Source organism: Nocardia mikamii NBRC 108933 (assembly GCF_001613505.1).
GTDB classification, from domain to species: Bacteria; Actinomycetota; Actinomycetes; order Mycobacteriales; family Mycobacteriaceae; genus Nocardia; species Nocardia mikamii.
In genome coordinates this window covers 717,225-739,144 of the sequence record NZ_BDCM01000003.1, presented here as the reverse complement: position 1 = coordinate 739,144, position 21,920 = coordinate 717,225, and the positions used below count along the sequence as shown (strand labels likewise).

21 protein-coding genes are annotated in these 21,920 nt (G+C 67.1%); 7 read left to right on the top strand and 14 right to left on the bottom strand.

From position 1 onward, the window contains the following. A partial coding sequence (locus NMI01S_RS04955) for a molybdopterin-dependent oxidoreductase (protein WP_157126032.1) occupies positions 1-1,148 on the bottom strand: 1,148 nt, incomplete at its 3' end. A gap of 110 nt (positions 1,149-1,258) precedes the next feature. Beyond that, a complete protein-coding gene (locus NMI01S_RS04950) occupies positions 1,259-1,741 on the bottom strand; it encodes a hypothetical protein (protein WP_036525405.1) in 483 nt (160 codons plus the stop codon). 367 nt (positions 1,742-2,108) lie between these two features. Here NMI01S_RS04950 and NMI01S_RS04945 point away from each other — a divergent pair, with 367 nt between their 5' ends. Continuing rightward, the gene (locus NMI01S_RS04945) at positions 2,109-2,783 is read left to right on the top strand and encodes a DUF4282 domain-containing protein (RefSeq protein WP_084512308.1); all 675 of its coding nucleotides are present in this window, start codon (positions 2,109-2,111) and stop codon (positions 2,781-2,783) included. A 123-nt stretch (positions 2,784-2,906) separates the two neighbouring features. Further along, positions 2,907-3,779, top strand: a complete 873-nt coding sequence (locus NMI01S_RS04940) for a helix-turn-helix domain-containing protein (RefSeq protein WP_062994710.1) — start codon at positions 2,907-2,909, stop codon at positions 3,777-3,779. 29 nt (positions 3,780-3,808) lie between these two features. On the opposite strand, the gene NMI01S_RS04935 is transcribed toward NMI01S_RS04940, so the two are convergent. Continuing rightward, positions 3,809-4,312, bottom strand: a complete 504-nt coding sequence (locus tag NMI01S_RS04935; protein ID WP_084512305.1) for a MarR family winged helix-turn-helix transcriptional regulator — start codon at positions 4,310-4,312, stop codon at positions 3,809-3,811. Positions 4,313-4,398: 86 nt separating this feature from the next. On the opposite strand from NMI01S_RS04935, the gene NMI01S_RS04930 reads away from it, so the two are divergent. Next, positions 4,399-5,865: an MFS transporter gene (locus tag NMI01S_RS04930; protein ID WP_062994709.1), complete on the top strand. Its 1,467-nt coding sequence runs from the start codon at positions 4,399-4,401 to the stop codon at positions 5,863-5,865. A gap of 94 nt (positions 5,866-5,959) precedes the next feature. On the opposite strand, the gene NMI01S_RS04925 is transcribed toward NMI01S_RS04930, so the two are convergent. Further along, positions 5,960-6,517, bottom strand: a complete 558-nt coding sequence (locus tag NMI01S_RS04925) for a dTDP-4-dehydrorhamnose 3,5-epimerase family protein (RefSeq protein ID WP_062994708.1) — start codon at positions 6,515-6,517, stop codon at positions 5,960-5,962. 1 nt (position 6,518) lies between these two features. Continuing rightward, on the bottom strand, positions 6,519-7,409 hold the full coding sequence (gene rfbA / locus NMI01S_RS04920; protein WP_062994707.1) for a glucose-1-phosphate thymidylyltransferase RfbA: 891 nt from the start codon (positions 7,407-7,409) through the stop codon (positions 6,519-6,521). Positions 7,410-7,638: 229 nt separating this feature from the next. Between rfbA and NMI01S_RS04915 the strand changes: the two genes are divergently transcribed. Further along, positions 7,639-8,670 (top strand): alpha/beta hydrolase, encoded by a 1,032-nt coding sequence (locus NMI01S_RS04915; RefSeq protein WP_084512302.1) that lies wholly within the window; start codon positions 7,639-7,641, stop codon positions 8,668-8,670. A gap of 174 nt (positions 8,671-8,844) precedes the next feature. On the opposite strand, the gene NMI01S_RS04910 is transcribed toward NMI01S_RS04915, so the two are convergent. After that, positions 8,845-9,555, bottom strand: coding sequence for a DUF8020 domain-containing protein (locus tag NMI01S_RS04910; protein ID WP_062994706.1), 711 nt, complete (start codon positions 9,553-9,555; stop codon positions 8,845-8,847). Positions 9,556-9,851: 296 nt separating this feature from the next. On the opposite strand from NMI01S_RS04910, the gene rfbB reads away from it, so the two are divergent. Beyond that, positions 9,852-10,853 (top strand): dTDP-glucose 4,6-dehydratase, encoded by a 1,002-nt coding sequence (gene rfbB, locus NMI01S_RS04905; protein ID WP_062994705.1) that lies wholly within the window; start codon positions 9,852-9,854, stop codon positions 10,851-10,853. Here rfbB and NMI01S_RS04900 read toward each other — a convergent pair. Next, entirely contained in the window at positions 10,850-12,454 is a 1,605-nt protein-coding gene (locus NMI01S_RS04900) for a DUF2142 domain-containing protein (protein ID WP_062994704.1), read from the bottom strand. The two genes, rfbB and NMI01S_RS04900, sit on opposite strands and share 4 nt — an antisense overlap. Next, positions 12,454-13,419, bottom strand: a complete 966-nt coding sequence (locus NMI01S_RS04895) for a glycosyltransferase (RefSeq protein WP_062994703.1) — start codon at positions 13,417-13,419, stop codon at positions 12,454-12,456. Before NMI01S_RS04895 ends, NMI01S_RS04900 begins: the two co-directional genes overlap by 1 nt. 229 nt (positions 13,420-13,648) lie before the next feature. On the opposite strand from NMI01S_RS04895, the gene NMI01S_RS04890 reads away from it, so the two are divergent. Continuing rightward, entirely contained in the window at positions 13,649-14,176 is a 528-nt protein-coding gene (locus tag NMI01S_RS04890; RefSeq protein ID WP_062994830.1) for a GtrA family protein, read from the top strand. 149 nt (positions 14,177-14,325) lie between these two features. Further along, positions 14,326-16,221: a glycosyltransferase gene (locus tag NMI01S_RS04885; protein ID WP_084512295.1), complete on the top strand. Its 1,896-nt coding sequence runs from the start codon at positions 14,326-14,328 to the stop codon at positions 16,219-16,221. Between the two features lie 44 nt (positions 16,222-16,265). On the opposite strand, the gene NMI01S_RS04880 is transcribed toward NMI01S_RS04885, so the two are convergent. The 6 genes from NMI01S_RS04880 to wzt form a co-directional block, all read right to left on the bottom strand. Next, positions 16,266-16,709: a hypothetical protein gene (locus NMI01S_RS04880; protein ID WP_062994702.1), complete on the bottom strand. Its 444-nt coding sequence runs from the start codon at positions 16,707-16,709 to the stop codon at positions 16,266-16,268. Positions 16,710-16,915: 206 nt separating this feature from the next. Further along, the gene (locus NMI01S_RS04875) at positions 16,916-17,764 is read right to left on the bottom strand and encodes an SDR family oxidoreductase (RefSeq protein WP_062994701.1); all 849 of its coding nucleotides are present in this window, start codon (positions 17,762-17,764) and stop codon (positions 16,916-16,918) included. A 126-nt stretch (positions 17,765-17,890) separates the two neighbouring features. Then, positions 17,891-18,967: a ribosome small subunit-dependent GTPase A gene (rsgA, locus tag NMI01S_RS04870; protein ID WP_062994700.1), complete on the bottom strand. Its 1,077-nt coding sequence runs from the start codon at positions 18,965-18,967 to the stop codon at positions 17,891-17,893. Positions 18,968-19,241: 274 nt separating this feature from the next. Further along, positions 19,242-20,051, bottom strand: coding sequence for a hypothetical protein (locus tag NMI01S_RS35765; RefSeq protein WP_245716697.1), 810 nt, complete (start codon positions 20,049-20,051; stop codon positions 19,242-19,244). Between the two features lie 31 nt (positions 20,052-20,082). Further along, complete coding sequence (glfT1, locus tag NMI01S_RS04860; RefSeq protein WP_062994699.1) at positions 20,083-21,006, bottom strand: galactofuranosyltransferase GlfT1; 924 nt, start codon at positions 21,004-21,006, stop codon at positions 20,083-20,085. A 104-nt stretch (positions 21,007-21,110) separates the two neighbouring features. Further along, complete coding sequence (gene wzt, locus NMI01S_RS04855) at positions 21,111-21,917, bottom strand: galactan export ABC transporter ATP-binding subunit Wzt/RfbE (RefSeq protein ID WP_036497055.1); 807 nt, start codon at positions 21,915-21,917, stop codon at positions 21,111-21,113. Positions 21,918-21,920: the final 3 nt, after the last annotated feature.

The window sequence follows — 21,920 nt, the reverse complement described above, 5'->3', positions numbered from 1 at the left end:
CCGGGGGTGAGAATTTCGTCGGCCAGCGTCGCGACGGGGAATTCGCCCATGGCTTCGGGCAATTCGCGCACCCGGCTGGCCCAGCGCCCGAGCCGGAACGGCCGAGTCCGCACGATGCCCAGGGCGGCGGCGGTGGCGAACATCGCGCCGCCCGGCCGGTCCAGATTGCCCGTGAGCACGTTGATCACGTCCACCAGCCACTGCGTGAGGGTGCCGAATTCGGCGGTGCAGGTGCCGATGCGCGCATAGACCGCGGCCGTCGGCGCCGCCGCCAGCTCCCGTGCCAGCCGCCCGACGGTCTCGGCCGGAATGCCGGTGCGTGCCTGCACCGCCTCGGGAGTGAACGGGAGTGCGGCCGAACGGATCTGCTCGAGGCCCGCCACCTCGACGCGGATTTCGGTCAGATCCTCGGCGAAGAGGGTGTGCACGATGCCGAACAGCAGATACGCGTCGCTGCCGGGCCGGATGAACAGATGCTCGTCGGCGAGGTCCGCGGTGCGGGTGCGCCGCGGATCGACCACGACCAGGCGCCCGCCGCGCTTGCGCAGCGCCTTCAACCGGCCCGGATAGTCCGGGGCGGTACACAGCGAGCCGTTGGATTCCAGCGGGTTGGCGCCGAGCATCAGCAGATAGTCGGTGCGGTCCAGATCGGGTACGGCGACCGTGAGCGGATCGCCGAACATGAGCCCACTCGACACCTGCTTCGGCATCTGATCGGCGGTGCTGGCCGAGTACAGGTTGCGGGTACTCAACGCCCGGATCAGTGCCGGCACGTACAGCGCGCCGGCGACGGTGTGCGCATTCGGATTGCCCAGATACAGCGCGGCGGCCTGGCGGCCGTATTCGTCGAGGACGGCCGGGGCCCGCTCGGCGATGAGATCGAAGGCCTCGGCCCAGGTGGCCTGCCGCCAGGTGTCGGTGGCGCGATCACGGATGATCGGTTCGGCCAGCCGGTCGGGGTCGGCGTCCAGCGCCCCGAGGCTCGCGCCCTTCGGGCAGATGAAACCACGGCTGAACGGGTCCTCGCGGTCGCCGCGCACGCGCGTCACCCGGTCCTGAGGGTCCAGGGTGATCTCGAGTCCGCAGACGGCCTCGCACAGCGGGCAGGTGCGGTAGGTGGTTCGGGATTCTGCGGTGACGCGCGTCATGGATCCATCATCGTCGGCGGTCGGTCGTCGCGCCGCGATTCATCCGAAATGCACGAAAACCGCGAAACCGCGAGAACACTGTCGTTCTCGCGGTTTCGCGGATGGTCGATTCAGCTGGCGATGCGAGCGACCTGCGGCTTGCGGCCGGAGTTCGCCGAACGCACGGCCGCGGCGATCGCGACGACCGGCGGCAGCCAGCGGGCCTCGGTCGGCGCTACACCCCAGCAGGCCTCGCCGGCCGAGAGCTGGGTGGGCGGCAACGGGATGCCCGCACCGTCGGTGTAGACGATCGCGCCGGCCGCGCGCAGCGCCTCGAGCGCCATGGCGGCTTTGGCGAGTCCGGTCACCAGGTGGATCTCGCGGCGCTCGGCGCCCGGGATCTCGATCACCGGTCCGGACAGGTTGTTGGCCCGCAGGAATCGGCGCACGTTCGCGGCCAGTTCGCCGGCGACCTCGATACCCGAGACATTCGTGTCGGTGATCAGGCAGATGCCGTTGGCCGTTTCAGCGACCGTCCACCCGCGCTGGATGTAGTCCTGCGCGGTAGCGGCCAACGTCGCCGCGTGGACGGAAGTCGGAAACGCTGTACGCACTGTGTTCTCCATTCCCCGGGTAGATCTGGGTCCTGCGTCGGTGTTCATGGGACGTATCGGGCCGCGCTACCGGCGGTGTTACAACTTGGTGGAAATTTCTTCGTGAGGGTCGGATACGTCACACGGGCGGGCGGTGATCGCGGGTGGCTATGAACCTTTCGGAGCGCCGTAGCCCGCCGTTGTGAACTGCTACGACTACCACCTTTGTGCGCGTGGCTGTGAATCGAATGCGTTGCCGCTGTTGGTTCCCTGGCAGCTCGCTGCGAAGAAAGGGGGAGAAAGTGTGACGTGAGTCGCATGTGACCGATGGGATTCGAGCCCGCCCGGAGATTGCTCGCTTCCGCTGTCCCGGGAGAGGATTCGAACCATGAGCGACGACCCGCAGCGGCCCAGGAACCGGGATTCCGAGACCGCGGCCGCGCGCGATTCCGCTGGGGGCCCACGGGATAGGGATGAGACACCCGAACCGACCGGACGCGACGGAGTCGACGACCGCTCCGGCGAAGACACGGGCGAGGCGGACTACGCCGTGGAGTCCCGCTGGCTCGCGTGGAAGGACTCCGCCCGTCGCCGCTGGTCGCCGGATGAGACCGCGGAGGACGAGCGACCCGAACCGTTCCGGAGTCCCGGCGCCTTCCGCGCCTGGTGTGGTGCGGCCGCCCGCGCTCTGCTGGATGTGCAGTTCCGCACCCCGGCCACGCGCACGCTGCTGCCCCTGGCCTATCTCCTGGGACTGGCCTTCGCGATCGGCATCCCGCTGGTCCTGGTGGTGGTGCTATGGCAGGTGTCGGCACTGCTGGGAGTGATCTTCGCGATCGTGGTGGCGATACCCCTCGGCCTGACCATCGCGGCGTCGGTGCGACTGGTGCTGGAATTCCTGGTCAACGCCTCGCGGCTGGCGACCCGGGTGGAACACATCAACACCCTCGCCGACGATCTGTTCCGCGCGCTGTCCGATGTCGCCGAGCCGGTGAACCAACTCTCGGAAGATGTTCGCGCCGTGCAATTCTGGCGGTTCCGCAAACGTCCGCCGCGCAGGTAGAAGGGTTCGCGGGGCCGGGTCGATCGGCGCGGCTGTCGGGTGCTGTTCTGTTGTGCGACAATCCGTTCGGGGGTGTCCGGAGCGAGTTCCGATGCCCGCGAAGGTTTCTGCCGAGGGGGGAAAATGGCTTCACCGCAGGGGATCACCGGTTCGACCATGCCGCGGCGGCAATTGGGCCGTCGGCTGCGTGACCTGCGTAATCGCGCGCGGATGACGACCCGGGTGGCTGCCCGCCGGCTGGAATGGTCGGAGGCCAAGATCTGGCGGATCGAGACCGGTCAGACCTCCCTGCGCAGCCTCGACGTGGAAGCCATGTGCAAGATCTACGGCGCGCCCGAGGCGGAGCTGGAACCTCTCACCGCGCTCGCCCGCGAAACCAAGGCCCGGGGGTGGTGGGCTCCCTACGGCGATGTGATCGCGGAGGGTTTCGACGCGTACATCGGCCTCGAAGAGGCCGCGACCCACATCTCCACCTTCGAGAACGAATTCGTGCCGGGCCTGCTGCAGACCGAGGACTACACCCGCGCACTGCTGACCGCGGCCCGGCCGAATCTGAGCCCGGCCGAGGTCGAGCGCCGGATCGAGCTGCGCAGGCAGCGGCAGCGTCTGCTCACCCGCACCCCGGATCCGGTGCGGTTGGTGGCGATCATCGCCGAGTCGCTGCTGTGGCGGCGGATCGGTGATCCGGCCGTGGTCGCGGGACAACTGGATCATCTGCGCCGGATGTGCGAGTGTCCGACCATCGATCTTCGGCTGGTGCCCAACGATTCCGGCTACCACGAGGGTCTCGATTCCGGACGATTCGTCCTGCTGGAATTCGGCGAAGCAGGCCTGGAAACGACCGAGCCGCCGGTGGTGTACGTCGAAAATTTCGCCGGCTCCACGTATTTCGACAAAAGTTCCGATGTCGACCGTTATCAGGGCGCATTCGCGAATATTCGCGCCGCCTCGGTGGACGGGCGAGCGGTCCTGGACGAGGCCATCGCCGCTGCGTGACGTTCGGCCGGATTCTGTGCGGGCCGGATTCAGTGCAGGGTGCGTTCCAGGACGTCGCGGTGAGTCGGGACGGCGGCGGTGTGGACCGCGCGGCCCTTGTCGGTGAGGCAGACGTAGATCGCGCGGCGGTCCTCGGTGCACAGGGTGCGGTCGACCAGTCCGTCGCGTTCCAGGCGTGCCACCGTACGGGACAGTGCGCTCTGGCTCAGGTGGATGTCGTGCGCCAGATCGCTCATCCGGTAGCTGTCGCACGAGGCGTCGACCAGGCGGTCCAGCGTCTCGAACTCGCTGAGGCCGATGTGGTGTTCACGCTGCAGATCCTTCTCCAGCGCGCAGGACACCGCGGCATGGCGAGCGAGTAGATCGCGCCATTCGCCGACCAAACCGCCCGGCCCGTCGTTGCGGACGATCGGCGCAGGGCAGCCGGTGTCCGTATCACTCGGCGCTATGGACGGCAGACCTGCGGAAGACGCCGTGTCCGGTGCTACCGCGTCCGTCGAATGCGCCGGAAACGCTGTCGACGCCTTTGTCATGTCGTCATCCTAGTGCCTGCGTCGGTTTCATGCAACCACATTAAATGCTTGTGCATTAGATGCGCACGCATGTAATGTCTCGCGACATGACTTCCACAGCAACACTTCCGGCCGCCTCGGCGGTCGACACTCGGTGGCCGATCCGGCTCTGGGGCATGCTCATCACGCTGTGCATCGTGCTGTTCCTGGACGGCCTCGACGTCTCGATGGTCGGCGTCGCGCTGCCGTCCATCGGCACCGAACTCCATCTCGAAACCTCGACCCTGCAGTGGCTGGTCAGCGGATACGTCCTCGGCTACGGCGGTCTGCTGCTACTCGGCGGCCGCACCGCCGATCTGCTGGGGCGCCGCAAGGTCTTCCTCATCGCACTGGCCGTCTTCGCGGTCGCCTCGCTGGCGGGCGGGCTGGTCAGCTCCGGGCCGCTGCTGATCGCGACCCGCTTCGTCAAGGGTCTGGCGGCCGCCTTCACCGCGCCGACCGGGCTGTCGATCATCACCACGAACTTCGCCGAGGGGCCGGCGCGCAACAAGGCGCTGTCCATCTACACCGTCTTCGGTGCGGGCGGCTACTCCATGGGCCTGGTCTTCGGTGGCCTGATGACCGGTTTCGGCTGGCGCTGGACCTTCCTGCTGCCGGTGCCGATCGCGCTGGCCGCCCTGGTTTCCGCGGCGATCCTGGTGCCGAAGGACAAGGGTGACACCGCCGAGGGCGGACACGATCTGCTGGGTGCGCTGTTCTCCACCACCGCCATGCTGCTGCTCGTCTACACCGTGGTGTCCGCACCGCAGGCCGGCTGGGGTTCGGCGCGCACCGTGGGCTCGTTCGCGGCCGTCCTCGTCCTGTTCGCCGCCTTCGTCGCGGTGGAGAAGCGGGTGCGGCATCCGCTGATCCGCCTCGGCATCCTCCGCAAGGCCACGCTGGTGCGGGCCAGTCTGGTGATCGTCGCGGTGGCGGGTTCCTACTTCAGCTGGCAGTTCATCGTCACCCTGTATCTGCAGGACAGCCTGGGCTGGTCGCCGCTGACCCTGGCGATGGCGCTGCTGCCGGTGGGTGTGCTGGTGGCGCTGTCGTCGGTGTTCTCCGACAAGTTGGTGGACCGGTTCGGCACCGGCCCGATCATCGCGGTCACCACCACCGTCATGGCGATCGGTTACCTGCTGTTCCTGCGGATCGACACCGCACCGTCCTACGTCGCGGTGATCCTGCCCGCGGTGCTGCTGATCGGTATCGGATGGATCGGCTTCCCGGCCATCAACATCCAGGCCACCAACGGCATCGACGACGAGGAACAGGGCCTGGCGGCCGGTGTGCTGCAGACCTCGATGCAGGTCGGGGCGGCGATCGTCCTCGCCATCACCACCGCGCTGATTTCCTCGGGCCCGCACGGCAATTCACCGCAGGCGGTACTCGACAGCTACCGTCCCGGCCTGATCTTCGCGGGTATCGCGGCGATCATCGGCGCCCTCATCGCCTTCACCCACTTCCTGCCCACCCGCAAGAAGCAGCAGGAGGTCGAGGACACCGAACAGGCACCGGAACTCGCGGCGGCCTGAGCTCCTCCCGAAACGCCACGCCCGGCTCCTCCGTTCGAGCCGGGCGTGGCGTCTGCGCGATCCGGGCCGGGACGGTGAAATCCGGCCGCGACTCTCAGCGAAGTTCGCGCAGGCGTGGCGCGGCCGCATCCTTCGGCGAGCGGATGAAGGTGAGCGGAGTGCCGTCGGAACCGGCCGTGGGCCAGTCGATTCCGAGATCCGGATCGAAGGCGTCGAGGTCCCGGTCGAATTCGGGGGAGTATTCGAGCGAGCAGAGATAGGTGACCGTGGAATCGTCGGCCAGCGACAGCAGGGCGTGACCGAGCCCCTCGCAGAGAAAGACCGAGCGGCGCGAGACGTCGTCGATCACCACGCTGTCCCAGCGGCCGAAGGTGGGGGAGTCGCGGCGCAGATCCACCACGACATCGAGGAAGGCGCCGCGCATGCAGGTGACGTATTTCGCTTGGCCGGGCGGATTCTCGGTGTAGTGGATGCCACGCAGGACGCCGGCCGCCGAGGTGGAGGTGTTCATCTGGAGCAGGTCCAGGGGCCGTCCGGTCGCCTTCTCGAATTCCGAGGCCTTGAACGTCTCGGCGAAGACGCCGCGCTCGTCGCCGCGCAGCTCCGGCGTGAACTCCCACGCACCGGGGACCGCCAGTTCTCGAATCCGCATGTCAACCGTCCTGTCCGTAGCTATCGTCGCGCCCGCGATTCAGCAGGTCCAGCAGGTAGGTCCCGTATCCGGAGCGCACCAGCGGCTCGGCCAGCCGGCACAGTTGTTCGTCGTCGATGAAGCCCATCCGCCAGGCCACCTCCTCGGGCACGCCGATCTTGAGGCCCTGTCGTTCCTCGATGGTGCGCACGTAGTTGGCGGCGTCCAGCAGCGAGTCGAAGGTTCCGGTATCGAGCCAGGCGGTGCCGCGCGCGAGGGTTTCGACCTGCAACCGCCCCTGTTCCAGATAGGTGCGGTTGATATCGGTGATCTCGTATTCGCCGCGCGCGGACGGCCGCAGTCCCCGGGCGATCTCGACGACGTCGTTGTCGTAGAAGTACAGGCCGGGAATGGCGTAGTTGGACCGCGGGCGTTTCGGCTTCTCCTCGATGGAAACGGCTCTACCCCGGTCGAATTCGATCACGCCGTAGGCCGAGGGGTCGGACACCCGATAGGCGAAGACCGCGCCGCCGTCGAGTCCGTCGAAGCGCCGCAACCGGGTGCCGAGACCGGGACCGTGAAAAATATTGTCGCCGAGCACCAGCGCCGCGCATTCGCCGCCGATGTGGTCGGCGCCCAGCACGAAGGCCCGGGCCAAGCCGTCGGGTTCGGGTTGCACCACGTAATCGATCACCACACCGAACTGGGTGCCGTCGCCGAGCAGCCGGCGGAAGGCCCCGGCATCCTCGGGAGTGGTGATCAGCAGGATGTCGCGAATGCCCGCCAGCATCAACGTGGAGAGCGGGTAGTAGACCATCGGCTTGTCGTACACCGGGACCAGTTGCTTGCTGACCCCGCGCGTGATCGGGTGCAGCCGGGACCCGGTGCCCCCGGCCAGAATGATTCCGCGCATGTGACGCAAGTCTGCCAGCTCTCGCCCGCTCGGGCTCGATGAGGTTCCGAGTAGACCGCGAAATGGTCACGATGGTTTCGCCGGACCCTGGTCGGGCGATCAAGTATTGCGTAGGTCACATATCCGTGGTGTTCTGAAACACCAGTATGTGAGATGTCAGCGCCGACACCTCAGCTACCGAATCTGCCGGTAGCCGGTCACTCGGCGCCGAGTGGCAGGTAGGTGCGCGATGACGGCGATTCCCATCGGCGAGGCCGAATACCGGCCGGGGCTCGAACCCGGTGTTGTCGTGGATCCGTTGGTGGTCAACCCGGACCGTGCGAGCCTGCATTCGCAGGCGGTGCTGCTGACCTGCCGGGGCGTGGTGGGCCCCGTCATCCGGCGCTATCCGATCACTCCGATGACCATGCCCGTCGCACGGGTCCTGATCGACCGGCTGGCGGCGCTGCGGCCGCAGGTGCGCGGCGTGGAACGTGAACAGGTGCGGATGAGCGGCTTCCGGATGGAGATCATCCGCCCGGCCGGCGCTCGGCGATCCCTGCGCGACGGTGCTGTGATGTACATGCACGGTGGCGGCTTCTTCCTGTGCGGACTGGATTCGCACCGGCCGGTGGCGGCCAGCCTGGCCCGCCGTACGGGTCTGCCGGTGGTGAACGTGGACTATCGGCAGTTGCCCGGGACGAATATCGCCGGGTCGGTCGAGGACTGCCTCACGGCCTATCGCTGGTTGCTGCGGCACGGCGCCGATCCGGCACGCATCGTCTTCGCCGGAGATTCGGCGGGCGGTTTCCTCACCTTCGCCACCGCGTTGCGGGCGGCGCAGGCCGGGCTGCCCGGCCCGGCCGGCCTGGTCGGCCTGTCGCCGCTGCTGGATCTCGATTACCGGCTCAAGGGCGAGTACATGAACGTCGGTCGCGACGCCTACATCCCGATGGCGGCGGTGCGGCAGATGGTGCGTTACGGGGCCGAGGCGGAGCGGCCGCTCGACCCGGCCTTGTCGCCGGTGAACGGATCGCTCACGGGGCTGCCGCCGGCGCTGCTGATCGTCGGTGAGGACGAATTGCTGCGCTGCGACAGTGAATTGATGGCCCGCCGGCTCACCGCGGCCGGTGTGCCGAATTCGCTGGAGCTGTGGCGCGGGCAGGTCCACGCCTTCATGAGCATCCTGCCGAATATGCCGGAGAGCCGCGCCGCGCTGGCCCGGGTGGCGCGATTCGTGCGGGCGCGGGTCGAACCGGAAGAGGCCGCGCGGACCGCCTGAGAGGGAAGGTTCGGAGGCGGCGGCGGAGTGTGACCACGGAGGGGCCTCCCCGTCGGGCGCATCGAACACCCACTGACAGGCGAAACGACAGTGCCCCGCCCACCGAACGGTGGGCGGGGCACTGTCTCTGATCCGAGGTATCCGCCCGCTCAGGGGGACGGGCGGCCTGCGGAATTACTTGGCCGGCGCCGGCGGGTTGAACGGCGCGGTGGTGGTGGCCCAGTACTGGATCGCGGCGCCGATCGCGACCGGAGCGGTCACGAAGATCTGGCCGGCGAGCACACCCAGGAAGCCGACAGCGGCGGCACCGGCGATGCAGCCACCGAGCGGGCCGAGGCCGAACAGGGTGGCCAGCGCACCGGTCGCGACGACACCGAGGGCAGCGCCCGCGATGCAGCCGATGGCCGCGCCACCGATACCACCGACCAGGGTGCCGATGGTGGCACCGGTGGAGATGGTGTCCTTCAGACGGGTGAAGGCCGCGACCTCACGGTCGTAGGGGGTCTTCCACGGGGCCGACTCCTCGAAGGGCAGCGCGACCGGCTTGTAGACCGCGTGCTGCTCGTCGAACTGCGGGGTCAGGGTGGCGGTGTTACCGGAGATGTCGGCGGCGATCGGGAACTCGAAGTCGTCGACCCGGAAGTTCAGCGGGGTGCCGGCGAGCACGGTGCCGTTGGCGGCCTTGATCTTCAGCATGCCGTCTTCGTTGACGATCGAGCCGCCGTCGGTCTTGATGACGGCCTTGTCGTTGTCGACGACGCTGGCCTTGTAGTAAACGCTCTCGGGCGCCGCGGGGGCGGCGGGGTCGGCCGTGGCGGTGCCGGCTGCGACACCGACGGCGGCGACCAGCATGGCGGCGGTCGCGACGAATTTCCTCATCATCATTTTCTGCGGAACCTCGATACAGAGTGGTTCTGGGACATGAGAAATAGAAATCGACGTCAGCTAACGAGCGGTGAACCTGTTGTGTCCGTTCATTCAAATTCTGTTCACCATCGGGTTCTTGCCGATTGTCAGGTTGTGGAAACATGCAGTATGCGTGCGGTTTTCGGACACCACCAACAATTCGAACAAATAGGACATCAAGAGCATGGTGTGATGAAGGTCACACGTCGCCATGTCGCCGGTGTGACTCGCAGGTGATTCAAAGTCCGTATTCGCGTCCACGTTAGGGTGGCACGGTGCGATTGCTCGTAACCGGCGGAGCCGGATTCATCGGCGCGAACTTCGTCCATCAGACCGTGGCGGATCGCCCCGACGTCCGCGTCACGGTGCTCGACGCACTGACCTATGCCGGAAATCGCGCCTCGCTGGCACCGATCGCCGATCGGATCGAGTTCGTACACGGCGATATCGCCGATTCCGGTCTGGTGGACCGCTTGGTCTCCGGAGCCGACGCGGTGGTGCATTTCGCGGCCGAATCCCATAACGACAATTCGCTGGCCCGCCCCCGGGCGTTCGTGCAGACCAATATCGTCGGCACCTTCACTCTGCTCGAGGCCGTCCGCAAATACGATGTGCGCTACCACCACATCTCGACCGACGAGGTCTACGGCGACCTCGAGGCCGACGATCCGGCATTCACCGAGAACACCCCTTATCAACCGTCCAGCCCGTATTCGGCCACCAAGGCCTCCAGCGATCTGCTGGTCCGTGCCTGGGTGCGGTCGTTCGGCGTGCGGGCGACGATCTCCAACTGCAGCAACAATTACGGCCCGTATCAGCATGTGGAGAAATTCATCCCGCGTCAGATCACCAACCTGATCGACGGGGTGCGACCGCGCCTCTACGGCGCCGGACATCAGATCCGGGACTGGATTCACGTCGCCGATCACAACCGCGCGGTGTGGGACATTCTCGACCGCGGGCGCATCGGACAGACGTATCTGATCGGGGCCGACGGTGAACTGGACAACCGGACTGTGGTGGAGTTGCTGCTCGCCGAATTCGGCCGCGACCCCGGCGATTTCGACCACGTCACCGATCGGCCCGGACACGATCAGCGCTACGCCATCGACGCCACCCTGCTGCGCGCCGAACTCGGCTGGCGTCCCCGGTACGGCGATTTCCGCGCCGGACTGGCGGCGACGGTCGCCTGGTACCGCGACAACGAGGCATGGTGGCGCCCGCAGAAGGAACACACCGAACGCGCCTACGCGGCGGCCGGCGAAAAGGTGCTCTAACCCCAGATCAGGACGTTGTATTTGATCGCGGCCGCGGCCAGCGCCACCACGGTCGCGACCACCACCGTGATCGCGGGCCCGCGTACCGGCGTCACGCCGCGGGAATCGCTCAGCCGCAACGGCATCCACCGCAGCAGCACCGCGAACCCGGCAATCGCCAGCGGCACGAAATAACGCCCCTGCACGCCGTCGATCATCCAGTAGCCCACGGGGGTGAACGACATGTAGAGCGTCACGTAGATCATCGCGACACTGGCCAGCACGGTGAGCGCGACGATCCAGGTGCGCCACCGGTTACCGGTCAGCCGATCCGCGATTCCGGCGCTCACCGCCAGCGCCAGCAGACAGGCCAGGATCGACAGCGCGGGAACGTCCACATAGGCGAATCCCAGCTCGCCGAAGAATTGGATGAACCATTTCTCGTCCCGATACCAGATGCTGTCGCCGAAGGTATTCGCGAAATGGACCGGATCGGAAAGAATTTCGTGCAGCTGGTCGCCGGGGCGCACCGACCGCCATTCCGACGGCTTGCGCATCAGACCCATGCCGTCGCCCGTCGGCGCGGCGATCTTCATCCATACCGCGAACAGGATCGCGCCCAGCGCCGCGAAACACCACGGCAGCCAGCGCAGCGCCTTCCCGAAGCCGTACTGCCGGGCGGGAATCAGGACCACCAGCATGGCGAGGATGACGTAGGTCGGCTTGCTCAGCGGCAGCGCCAGCGTCGCCGCCAGTGCGGCCACCATCTCCGGCTTCGACAGCCGGGTGTCGAGGAAGACCCCCTTCACCACCAGGCACGACACCAGGACGGCCAGGGCGTTGGTGACGGTGTCTGCGGTGACCGTGCCCGCCTGGAACAGCGCGATGGGCAGCACCGCGACCGTGAACACCAGCCATTGGATGCGGAACGTCCGCAGCGCCCGCAGCGCGAACGCCACGATCACCAGATAGGCGAGCAGTCCGGCGAGCCGGGTGAGCAGCACCGTATCGCCGACGTCGAGGCCGATCGCCTGGGCCAGCCGGATGCCCACGGCCGCGGGCACATACGGCACCGGCGAGTAGGCGGCGGTATTGGTGAACCACATCTGCTTGGTCGCGGTGGCGGTCACCGGTGCGGATCCGAGCCGGTCGTAGGCGGTCTCGTCGGCGGCCAGCGGGGCCGGCTCGGTCGGGTGGCGGTTGTAGTCGGTGAAGGCGTAACCCATCAGACCGTCGACACTCAACGGGATCTGCCCGCCGTAGGAGACGCCGCGGTCGTCGGTGATCCGCTCGGGGGTGAATCCGCCGTGCGCCACCTGGTACGCGCGGCCGAACTGGGTGATCTCGTCATGACCCCAGAACGGCGGGGTGATGGTCGCGAAGACGATGCCGAAGACGCCGGCCACCAGGACGAAAACCGCCGCGGCCGGGCCGAGGTGGTGCGCGATGCCGGATCGGGCGCGCCGGAGCAGGCCCGAGGGCTGCTCGGCGCCGACGCCCGCGGTGCCATTCTCGCGGTTCGCGTCGTCGCGGGTCGGTTGCTCGGTGCCGGCTTCGCTGGTCACGGCCTCGCGATCGGAGGGCCGCCTATCGGCGGCCTCCTTGTCGGCCTGGGTCGTCATCAGTGCGCCTGCCGCACCTGCTCGGGCGTTTCGGCGCCGACGGCCGAATACCGCAGGTACATCAGGCGGGCGGCCTCGTGCCGGGATCGGCGGATGCCGTCGAGGATCAGACCGGCGGTCCACGCCAGGCTGCCCAGCAGCAGCAGGGTGAAGCCGAGGAACAACGTGGGGAAGCGCGGAACCTGGTGGATTTCGTAGAACTGGATCACTATCGGCACGATCAGGATGACCGAGATCAACCAGGCCAGCGTGCCGAACAGTCCGTAGAACGCGACCGGGCGTTCGTGTCGGGCCAGACCGAAGATCAGGCCCAGAATCTTGAATCCGTCGTGGTAGGTGCGCAGTTTGGATTCACTGCCCTCCGGCCGGTCGCGGAATCCCACCCGCACCGAGGTCTGCGGTACGCGCAGATGCAGCGAATGCACGGTCAATTCGGTTTCGATCTCGAATTCGCGCGACACCGCGGGGAAACTCTTCACGAAGCGACGGGAGAACACCCGGTACCCGGAGAGCATATCTTCGACGTTCTCGCCGAATACCTTGCCGACCACGCCGTTGAGGACGCGGTTACCGGCTTCGTGGCCGGCGCGGTACGCCTGTGTGCCTTCGTCCTCTTTTCGCACGCCGAGGACGTGGTCGTAGGGGCCGGACAGCAGCGCCTCGATCATCTTCGGGGCGGCGAAGGCGTCGTAGGTGTCGTCGCCGTCGATCATCAGGTAGACGTCGGCCTCGATATCGGCGAATGCGCGCCGGACGACGTTGCCCTTGCCCTTGACGGTCTCGGTGCGCACGATCGCGCCCGCCTCCCGGGCACGTTCGGCGGTGGCGTCCGTGCTGCGGTTGTCGTAGACGTAGACGTCGATGCCCGGCACGGCAGCCTTGAGGTCCGTGACGACCTTGGCGACCGCAGCCTCCTCGTTGTGGCAGGGCACGACTGCGGCGATGCGAAGCTCGGTGGGGTTCACCCCGTCAATCCCTCATTTGATCGGCCGATGAAATACGGAACACCGGGAGGGTACAGGTCGGCGCCGGACTCGCGCCCGCTAACCCTCACTGTGTCGGGTGCGGGCCGGTGTACCCGCCGCGACCTCGCGCCCTTTGCGTCCGCTGTGAGCCGCCCGGTCGCACCCGCGGCGAGCCGCGCTTCCCACCGGCATCACGCGGTGGGGAACAGGGGTGCGGTACCGTCGCCGGGTGGCCAGCAGTGAGACGGCGACCGAACCGGTCGATCGAACCGGCGATACGTTGCGACACAAGGTCGTCACCGCCCTGCGGCAGGGATCGGCCTTTCTGGTGGTCGGCGCGATCGGATTCCTCGTCGACGCCGGAACCTATAATCTGCTGGTCTTCTGGGGCGGCGACGGAGTTCTGAATCACGCGCCGCTGGTCGCGAAGATCATCTCGATTCTGGTGGCCACGGTGGTCACGTATTTCGGCAACAAATGGTGGACTTTCGCGCACAAGCAGGGTGGCAGTCCCGCCCGCGAATATCTGCTGTACGCCGTTTTCAATGTGGTTGCCATCGGATTGCAGCTGGGGTGTCTGGCATTCTCCCGATATGTCCTGCACCTGTCCTCGCCGCTGGCGGACAACATCTCCGGCACCCTGATCGGCCAGATCGTGGCAGTGGTTTTCCGCTACTGGGCCTACGACACTTTCGTCTTCGCCGAGTCGCGCTCGGGTCGGGATTTGCGGGACACCCGTACCCGGTCGGGCCGGTGATCGTGCTTCGCAATTGTCGATCACCGGCCCTCCGGTCGGACGCCGCGACATGAGACGGACATAATGGGTATCGCTCGCACCGAGCCCGCACTTGACCGCGCCCGCGCCGGATTCGGCGCCATCGGACACTGTTTACGAGGGATTCCACCATGGATCAGTCGGCTGGCCAGGCCGTGACCGCCACCGAGAACGACCCGCGGATCGCCGAGCCCGCACCCGGCGCCCTGCGGACCGAGCACCGCGCCCCCGACCGCCTGGTTCTGGCCCGGGGCATTTTCACCGGCCCGGCGCCCAAGATCAGCGACGAACTCTATGCGGTGGTCAAGGGCAAATCGCATCGCGAACGGCTGTCGCTGCGGCTGGAAAAGGGCGCGCACGCCCACACCAACACCTATTTCGGCCGATTCGCGGCCAGCTATTGGCAGCGCTGGACGACGGTGACCGAGGTCCAGGTCTCGATGCGGGTCGCGGTCGGCGACCGGGCCCGGATCCGGCTGGCCGCCTCCGATATCGCCGGACACCGGCGCATCATCGACTCCGCGGATGTGAATTCCGACGGCGTGATCACCCTGCGGGCGCCGCTGGATCAGTACGTGGACGGTGGGGCGCTGTGGGTCGAATTCGATGCTGTCGGAGGCGAACTCGCGATCGGTGAGCTCACCTGGACCGCACCCGCGCCGGATCGCATCCGCCCGGTCGCGATCGCGATCTGCACCTTCAACCGGGCCGAGGACTGCGCGCACACCGTCGCCGCCCTCGCCTCGGATCCGGAGGTGCTGGCCGCCATCGACGCGGTGTACGTGGTCGACCAGGGCACCGACCTGGTGTCGGACCGGGAGCTGTTCCAGCAGACGCAGCCGCGTTTCGGTGACAAATTGCGCTACATCCGCCAGCCGAATCTCGGCGGGGCGGGCGGTTTCACCCGCGGGTTGTACGAGGTGTCGGCGGCGAACGAACACGCCGACGTCATCCTGATGGACGACGACATCCTCTGCGAGCCCGAAACGGTGTTGCGGCTCAACGCCTTTGCCAATCTCACGGTGGAACCGACTCTGGTCGGCGCGCAGATGCTGTTCCTGCTGAACCCCGACTATCTCAACGTCGGCGCCGAGGAGGTGCACCTGAACGAGCTTCGCCACGGTCAGAAGGTGCCCAAGGCGTTGCGCAACACCAGCATGCTCAAGCGCAATCAGGAGCGCCGCGTCGACGCCGGCTACAACGCCTGGTGGACCTGCCTGATCCCGGCCGAGGTGGTGGCCCGGATCGGATTGCCGCTGCCGATCTTCTTCCAGTGGGACGACGTCGAATACGGTGTCCGCGCCCGCGAGGCGGGATTCGTGACCGTGACGCTGCCGAATGCGGCGGTCTGGCACGCGGACTTCTACTGGAAGGACTTCGACGACTGGGCGCGCTACTTCAGCATGCGCAATTCGCTCATCGTCAGCTCCATGCACACCGATCTCGACGCGAAGGCGGTGACCCGCAAGCTGTTCCGTGAGATCGCCGAATATCTGGTGGGTATGCAGTACGGTCTCGCGCACACCACACTGCAGGGCATCGAGGACTTCCTGCAGGGCCCGAAGATCCTGCGCGACGGTGGAATTCAGGCGTTGGCGGCCGCCCGCACCAGCCGCGGTGACTACGGCGAGACCAAGAAGCACGCGGCCGCCACCGCACCGGTCCGGCAGTCCGACATCCAGCTCCGCCGCGCCGGCGGCGAACCGAGTCGCCCGCTGCTGGTGCTGGTCAAGCGTGCGATCCAGCAGTGGACCGGACGTACCCAGCACGGCGTCGTGGGCGTCACCCGCGAGGATGCGCACTGGTGGCATCTGGCCCTGTTCGATCACGTCGTGGTGACCGACGCCTCCCAGTCCGGCGTGCGAATCCGGCAGCGGGACAAGGAGAAAGCCCGTGCCCTGTTGCTGCGCACCATCCGGGTCCTGCGCCGGCTGCGCCGCGAACTTCCGGAGCTGAGCCGCCAGTACCGGGCCGCGGCACCGGAATTGACCAGCCGCGAGAACTGGGAACGGCTCTACGGCATCTGAGCCGCGGGCCCGCCCGGTACGCCACCGGGCGGGCACGCCGCAGATCAGCGGCCGAACGAGCCGGTCGGCGGTGGCGGCGGATTGTTGTCGACCACTGCGCCGAGATAGCGGTACGAGGTCGGGTAGGTCGGTTGCGGAAGGTCCGGGACGAACCGCGGCGGCTGCTGGTTCCAGGTGCCGTCGGGCCGCATGTCGGGCGGCGGGGTCTCGAAGTGGCCGGGGCCGCTCTCCATCGGGCACGCGTCGTTGATGCGGGCGTCACCGTGCGGCGGCACCCACGCCGTACCCCGGACCGTGCCGCCCAGGCCCGAGCAGACGATCTCGGCGTCCACTCGATAGGTGTCGTCGTTGTCGTTGTGGCAGCCGGCCCACTCGCAGAACACACCGGGTGAGACCTCTACGGCCGATGCGCCGGCCGCGCCCCCGATCAGTGTGCTCGCGGCGACGGCCGCCACGACCGTCGCGCCGAAAATCCAGCGGTATTCCATCGCGAATCAACTCCCCCCGATATCGCTGCGGTGAACTCTACCCTGCACGGCCGAAAACCGTTGTGGCACACATAATGCCGCGTCCGCACCGCATGCGCTGACCATCTTCGCACTCCTGTCGACAGCCCGACCCGTGTGCCAATGTATCGGCGTCGGATCGGGCTGTCGGTAGTGGCAACACCACTGTGGCGGGAGTGTGGACCGGCCTAGAGGAACAGGTCCGTGGTCAGCGGGCCGTCACCGGGGACCACACGGTACTTGTCCAGATCGGTGACGCCGTGCGCGTTCAGCACCTCGTCGTCGATGAAGAAGTTGCCGGTGGTGTCCTTGGCGGGGGAGGTGAGGACCAGATAGGCGGCGTCGGCATAGATGTCGGGGGTGCGGGAGGTCTGGACCATTTCCTCACCGCCGAGCAGGTTGCGGACCGCGGCGGTGGCGATGGTGGTGCGCGGCCACAGCGAGTTCACGCCGATGCCGTACTTGCGCAGTTCCTCGGCCAAACCCAGCGTGGTGAGCGACATTCCGTACTTGGCGATGGTGTAGCCCAGCGAGCTGCCGGCCCATTTCGGGTCGAGGTTCAGCGGCGGCGACAGGGTGAGGATGTGCGGGTTGCGCCCGGCCTCGGCCGATTCCTTCAGTGCCGGGATGCTGGTCTTCGACAGCAGGAAACTGCCGCGGCAGTTGATGTCCTGCATCAGGTCGTACTTCTTCATCGACAGCGTCTCGGTCGGTGACAGATCGATGGCCGAGGCGTTGTTGACGACGATATCGATGCCGCCGAACCGTTCCACCGTCTGCCGCACGGCTTCGGCGACGCCCTCGTCGTCGCGCACATCGCCGACGAATTTGTGCACCCGGCCGCCCGCGGCCTCGAGTTCCTCGGCGGCGGTGTGGATCGTGCCCGGAAGTTTCGGATGCGGCTGATCGGTCTTGGCGATCAGCGTGATGTTCGCACCGTCGGCGGCGGCCCGTTTGGCGATCTCCAGGCCGATGCCGCGGCTGCCGCCCGACATGATCATGGTGCGGCCGGCCAGTGGCTTACCAGCTTCGGTCATATCCCTGCTCCCATCTGTGCGATCACCCCGGCTCCATGATCGGCGATCCGAAGGAGCCGGGGTGCTGAACTACCCGATTCGCACAGTAGGGCACCGAGCTGGGCTATGCAATCAGTTGCATAGCGGTCAGCGACGATGGCGACGAGGATCACGTTCCTTGTACATCCGCCGCTGCGATTTGCTGATCTCGCGCCAGACCCGCTCCCGTTCGGCCCGTAACCGGGCATCGCTGCGGGCGGCGAGCCGGTCGTTCTCCCGCTGCAGTTTGCGGTAGCTGTCCAGTCGTCGCCGCGGCAGCTCGCCGGTGTCGAGGGCCGCGAGAATCGCGCAGCCGGGTTCGGTGCGGTGGTCACAGTCGGAGAATCGGCACTGCGCCGCGAGCGATTCGATATCGGTGAAGGTCCGGGCCAGACCCTGGTCGGCAGCCCAGAGCCCGATCGCCCGAAGACCGGGTGTGTCGATCAGAGTGCCGCCGCCGGGTATCGGCCGCAACTCGCGATGCACCGTGGTGTGCCGCCCCCGCTTGTCCGAGACGCGCACCCGGTCCGTCGCGAAAACCTCCTCGCCCAGCAGCGCATTGGCCAGGGTCGACTTGCCGGCGCCGGACGATCCGATCAGTGCGACCGTGCCGGTGGCCACCGCGCGCAGCGCATCCATACCGGCGCCGGTGGTCGCGGAGACCGGCACTACCGCCGCACCCGGCGCCGCGGCGCGCACGCCGGGCAGTGAAACATCCGGCGCCAGATCGCTTTTCGTCAGGACCACGACCGGCTGCGCACCGGACTCCCAGACCAGGGCCAGCATCCGTTCGATGCGACCCAGGTCGATCTCACCGTCGGCGGCGACACAGATCGCGACGGTATCCACATTGGTGGCCAGCACCTGTGCGTCGGAGCGACGGGATACCGTCGCGCGCTGCAGAATCATGCGGCGCGGCAACAACTTTCGTACCGTGAACGCCGGGCCGGCGGACGTTTCGGCCGGTGCGACGGCAACCCAGTCACCGGTACACAGGCCGTTGATGTTGGTATCCGCCCGCGGACAGGATGCGCGGGCGAGCCCGTCGGGCGTCGCGACATCGCATTCACTGCGATCCATCCGGATCACGCGGGCCGGGACCCAGCCGGTATCGAGCAGTCCTGCGTACGCGGCGGAGAGGTCGGCGGTCCAGCCGTAGGGAAGGAGACGGTCGTAATCGACCATGAGGGGAGACATCCTTCGTCGGGCACCGAGCCCGCGAAGGGCTCAGTGCATGGGGAGGAGAGTGGAAATACGTGCGGCGGAGCGCTTTTCGGTCTGATACCGGGCTCCGTCCGCGACAATCCGACTGCCGACGTTCACGTATTCCACCTCCTCGACCCTCTCGTGTCTCGATACTCGGGTTCGGTCGCCTCCGCGACCGGATGGATAAACAATGACAGCCCGCCGCGCGGGCCGCAACGTATTTTCCGGGCCTACTTCCTCCCGGGCCGCGAGATCAGATCGTGCAGGCGATCAGCAACTGCAGCAGGATGAACACCCCGACCACTCCGAGGCTGATGTAGGAGACGATCGCACCGGGCGCGGCCTGCGGCACCGGCCCGATGGCGCCGTTGATGAAGGCGATGGCGGGTGACTTGTAGTAGACGTGCGTGCTGTGGCCCTCCGCGACCGGCACGGTCGTCTCGGCCGGACCCATATCCCACAGCCACTTGGTCGCCACGCGCACGTGATGCTGCCCGGGACCGACCGGAATGTGGGTCTGTCCCCACTTCGCCATCGGCACCTCCATGCCGTCGACGAGGATCTTCGGGCCGGTCAGCGCCAGCAGGAAGCCCAGCGGGAAGTACGAGGCGTCGACGACGATGCCCTGCGGTCCCGGTTGCGGCTGGAACTGTACCGCCGGGCCGTAGGCGCCGTATTGGCCCTGCGGTGCCCCGGGATTGGGCGCACCGTAGGGCGCCGGCCCGCCGTTGAACGGCGGCTGGCCCGGATAAGGCTGCGCCCCATAGGGATTCGCCGGCGGCTGACCGTAGGGCTGCGGCGGAGCCTGGGGCGCGCCCCAACCCGGCGCGTGATGCGGCTGGGAGACGTTGTGCGGCTGGGGAATATGCGGCTGCGAGCCTGCGTGCGGTTGCGGATGTCCCGGCGCGGCAACGGCTCCGCTACCGCCCTGCGGCGGTGGCGCGCCGTAGGGACCGTTGGGCTGCGGAGCTCCGGGATACGGCTGCGCCGGTGGATACGGCTGTGCACCGTTCGGTGGGAATGGTTGCCCATAGGGTGGCTGCCCACCGTAGGGGTTGCTCACAGCCGTACCTCCTCATGCCAAAAGCACTGATCTAACCGGGTTTATGGAACTGCTCGCGTCGCCCCAGACGCCGCAGCCGCAACCATTCTCGCAGACCGGCCGGATCTTTTTGCTGTACGAGGAAGAACCAGGAGAACCGCGCCCATTCCTGGGGCAGCAGCTTGCGCATACCGGGCTGTGCCATCAAATAGCCACGGTTGCGGTAGGTGAAATAGCGTTTGACCGGATCGTCCGGATACTGGGTGTGCATGCGCCCGCCCAGAATCGGCTTGAATTCCGCCGACCCGTTGGGGTGCAGATACGCCGTCTGCAAACAGGTTCCGAACGGCAGGCCCGAACGCACCAGCCGCCGGTGCACCTCGACCTCGTCGCCGCGCACGAACAGTCGCAGATCGGGCACGCCGATCACCTCGAGCGCCTCGGCGGAGATCAGGGCGCCGTTGAACAGCGAGGCGATACCGGGCAGGAAATCCTCGTCGCCGAGCTCGGACCGCAGCCGCCGCCACACCACGCCGCGGCGCAGCGGAAATGCCAGCCGATCCGGATCGTCGATATCGGCCACCACCGGCGAGACTTCCGAAAGACCGTGGCGCCCGGCGCAATCGAGCAATTTCTCCAGCACGTCCGGACCTTCGGGGCGGCCGTCGTCGTCGGCCAGCCACACCCAATCCGCGCCCATGGTCAGCGCATGCAACATGCCGAGTGCGAAACCGCCGGCGCCACCGAGATTGTGTTCCGAACCCAGATAGGTCGATTCGATCGGCTGTTCTTCCACCATCTCGCCGACCTCGGGCTCGTTGCCGTTGTCGATGACGATCAGATGGTCGATCGGGCGGGTCTGTGAGGCGAGCACCTTCAGCGATTCGCTCAGCAGTTCCCGGCGTTTGTGGGTCACGACCACCGCGATGATCCGGGCCACTCCGCTGTCCGCGGACGAGGCCGCCTGATCACTCATGGTCGTGTCCTTGTCCTCTGGGACATGGGCGGAGCGCTGCGTGGTTACGCCGCGCTCCCGCCTCCGCGCTTGACCGCCCATGTCCGTGTCCTCTGCCGCCGTCGTCATGCGGGATTGCGTTCGAGTTCGAGCTCACGCAGGATCTGCTTCACGTGATCGCCCGCCTCCGGGCCCTCGTAGGCGCGCACCACATCCTCGATATCACCCTGCATACGCAGCGTGCCGTGGTCGATCCACATTGCGGTGTCGCACAATTGGGCCAGAAATTCGTTGGAATGGCTGCAGAACACCAGGATTCCGGAGCGCGCCACCAGATCGCGCAGCCGGTTGCGGGCCTTCTTCATGAATTCCGCGTCGACCGCGCCGATACCCTCGTCCAGCAGCAGGATTTCCGGGTCGATCGAGGTCACCACACCCATCGCCAGCCGCACCCGCATACCGGTCGAATAGGTGCGCAGCGGCATGTTCAGATATTCGCCGAGTTCGGTGAAGTCGGCGATCTCGTCGACCTTGGCCAGCATCTGCTTGCGGGTCTGCCCGAGGAACAGCCCGCGGATGATGATGTTCTCGTAGCCGGAGATCTCCGGATCCATGCCGACACCGAGGTCGAACACCGGCGCCACCCGGCCGCGCACCCGCGCAGTGCCGCGGGTGGGTTCGTAGATACCCGAGAGCAGCCGCAGCAACGTCGACTTCCCGGCGCCGTTGTGGCCGACCAGGCCGACCCGGTCACCCTCCTTCAGCGACAGCGTGATGTCGCGCAGGGCCTCCACGACGACCACATCGGACTGATTGCGCCCGATGGATCCGCCGGCCTTGCCCAGGAAAGCCTTCTTCAGCGACCGTGACTTGGCGTCGAAGATGGGAAACTCCACCCACGCCTGGTGGGTTTCGATGCTTACTCCGGTCATATC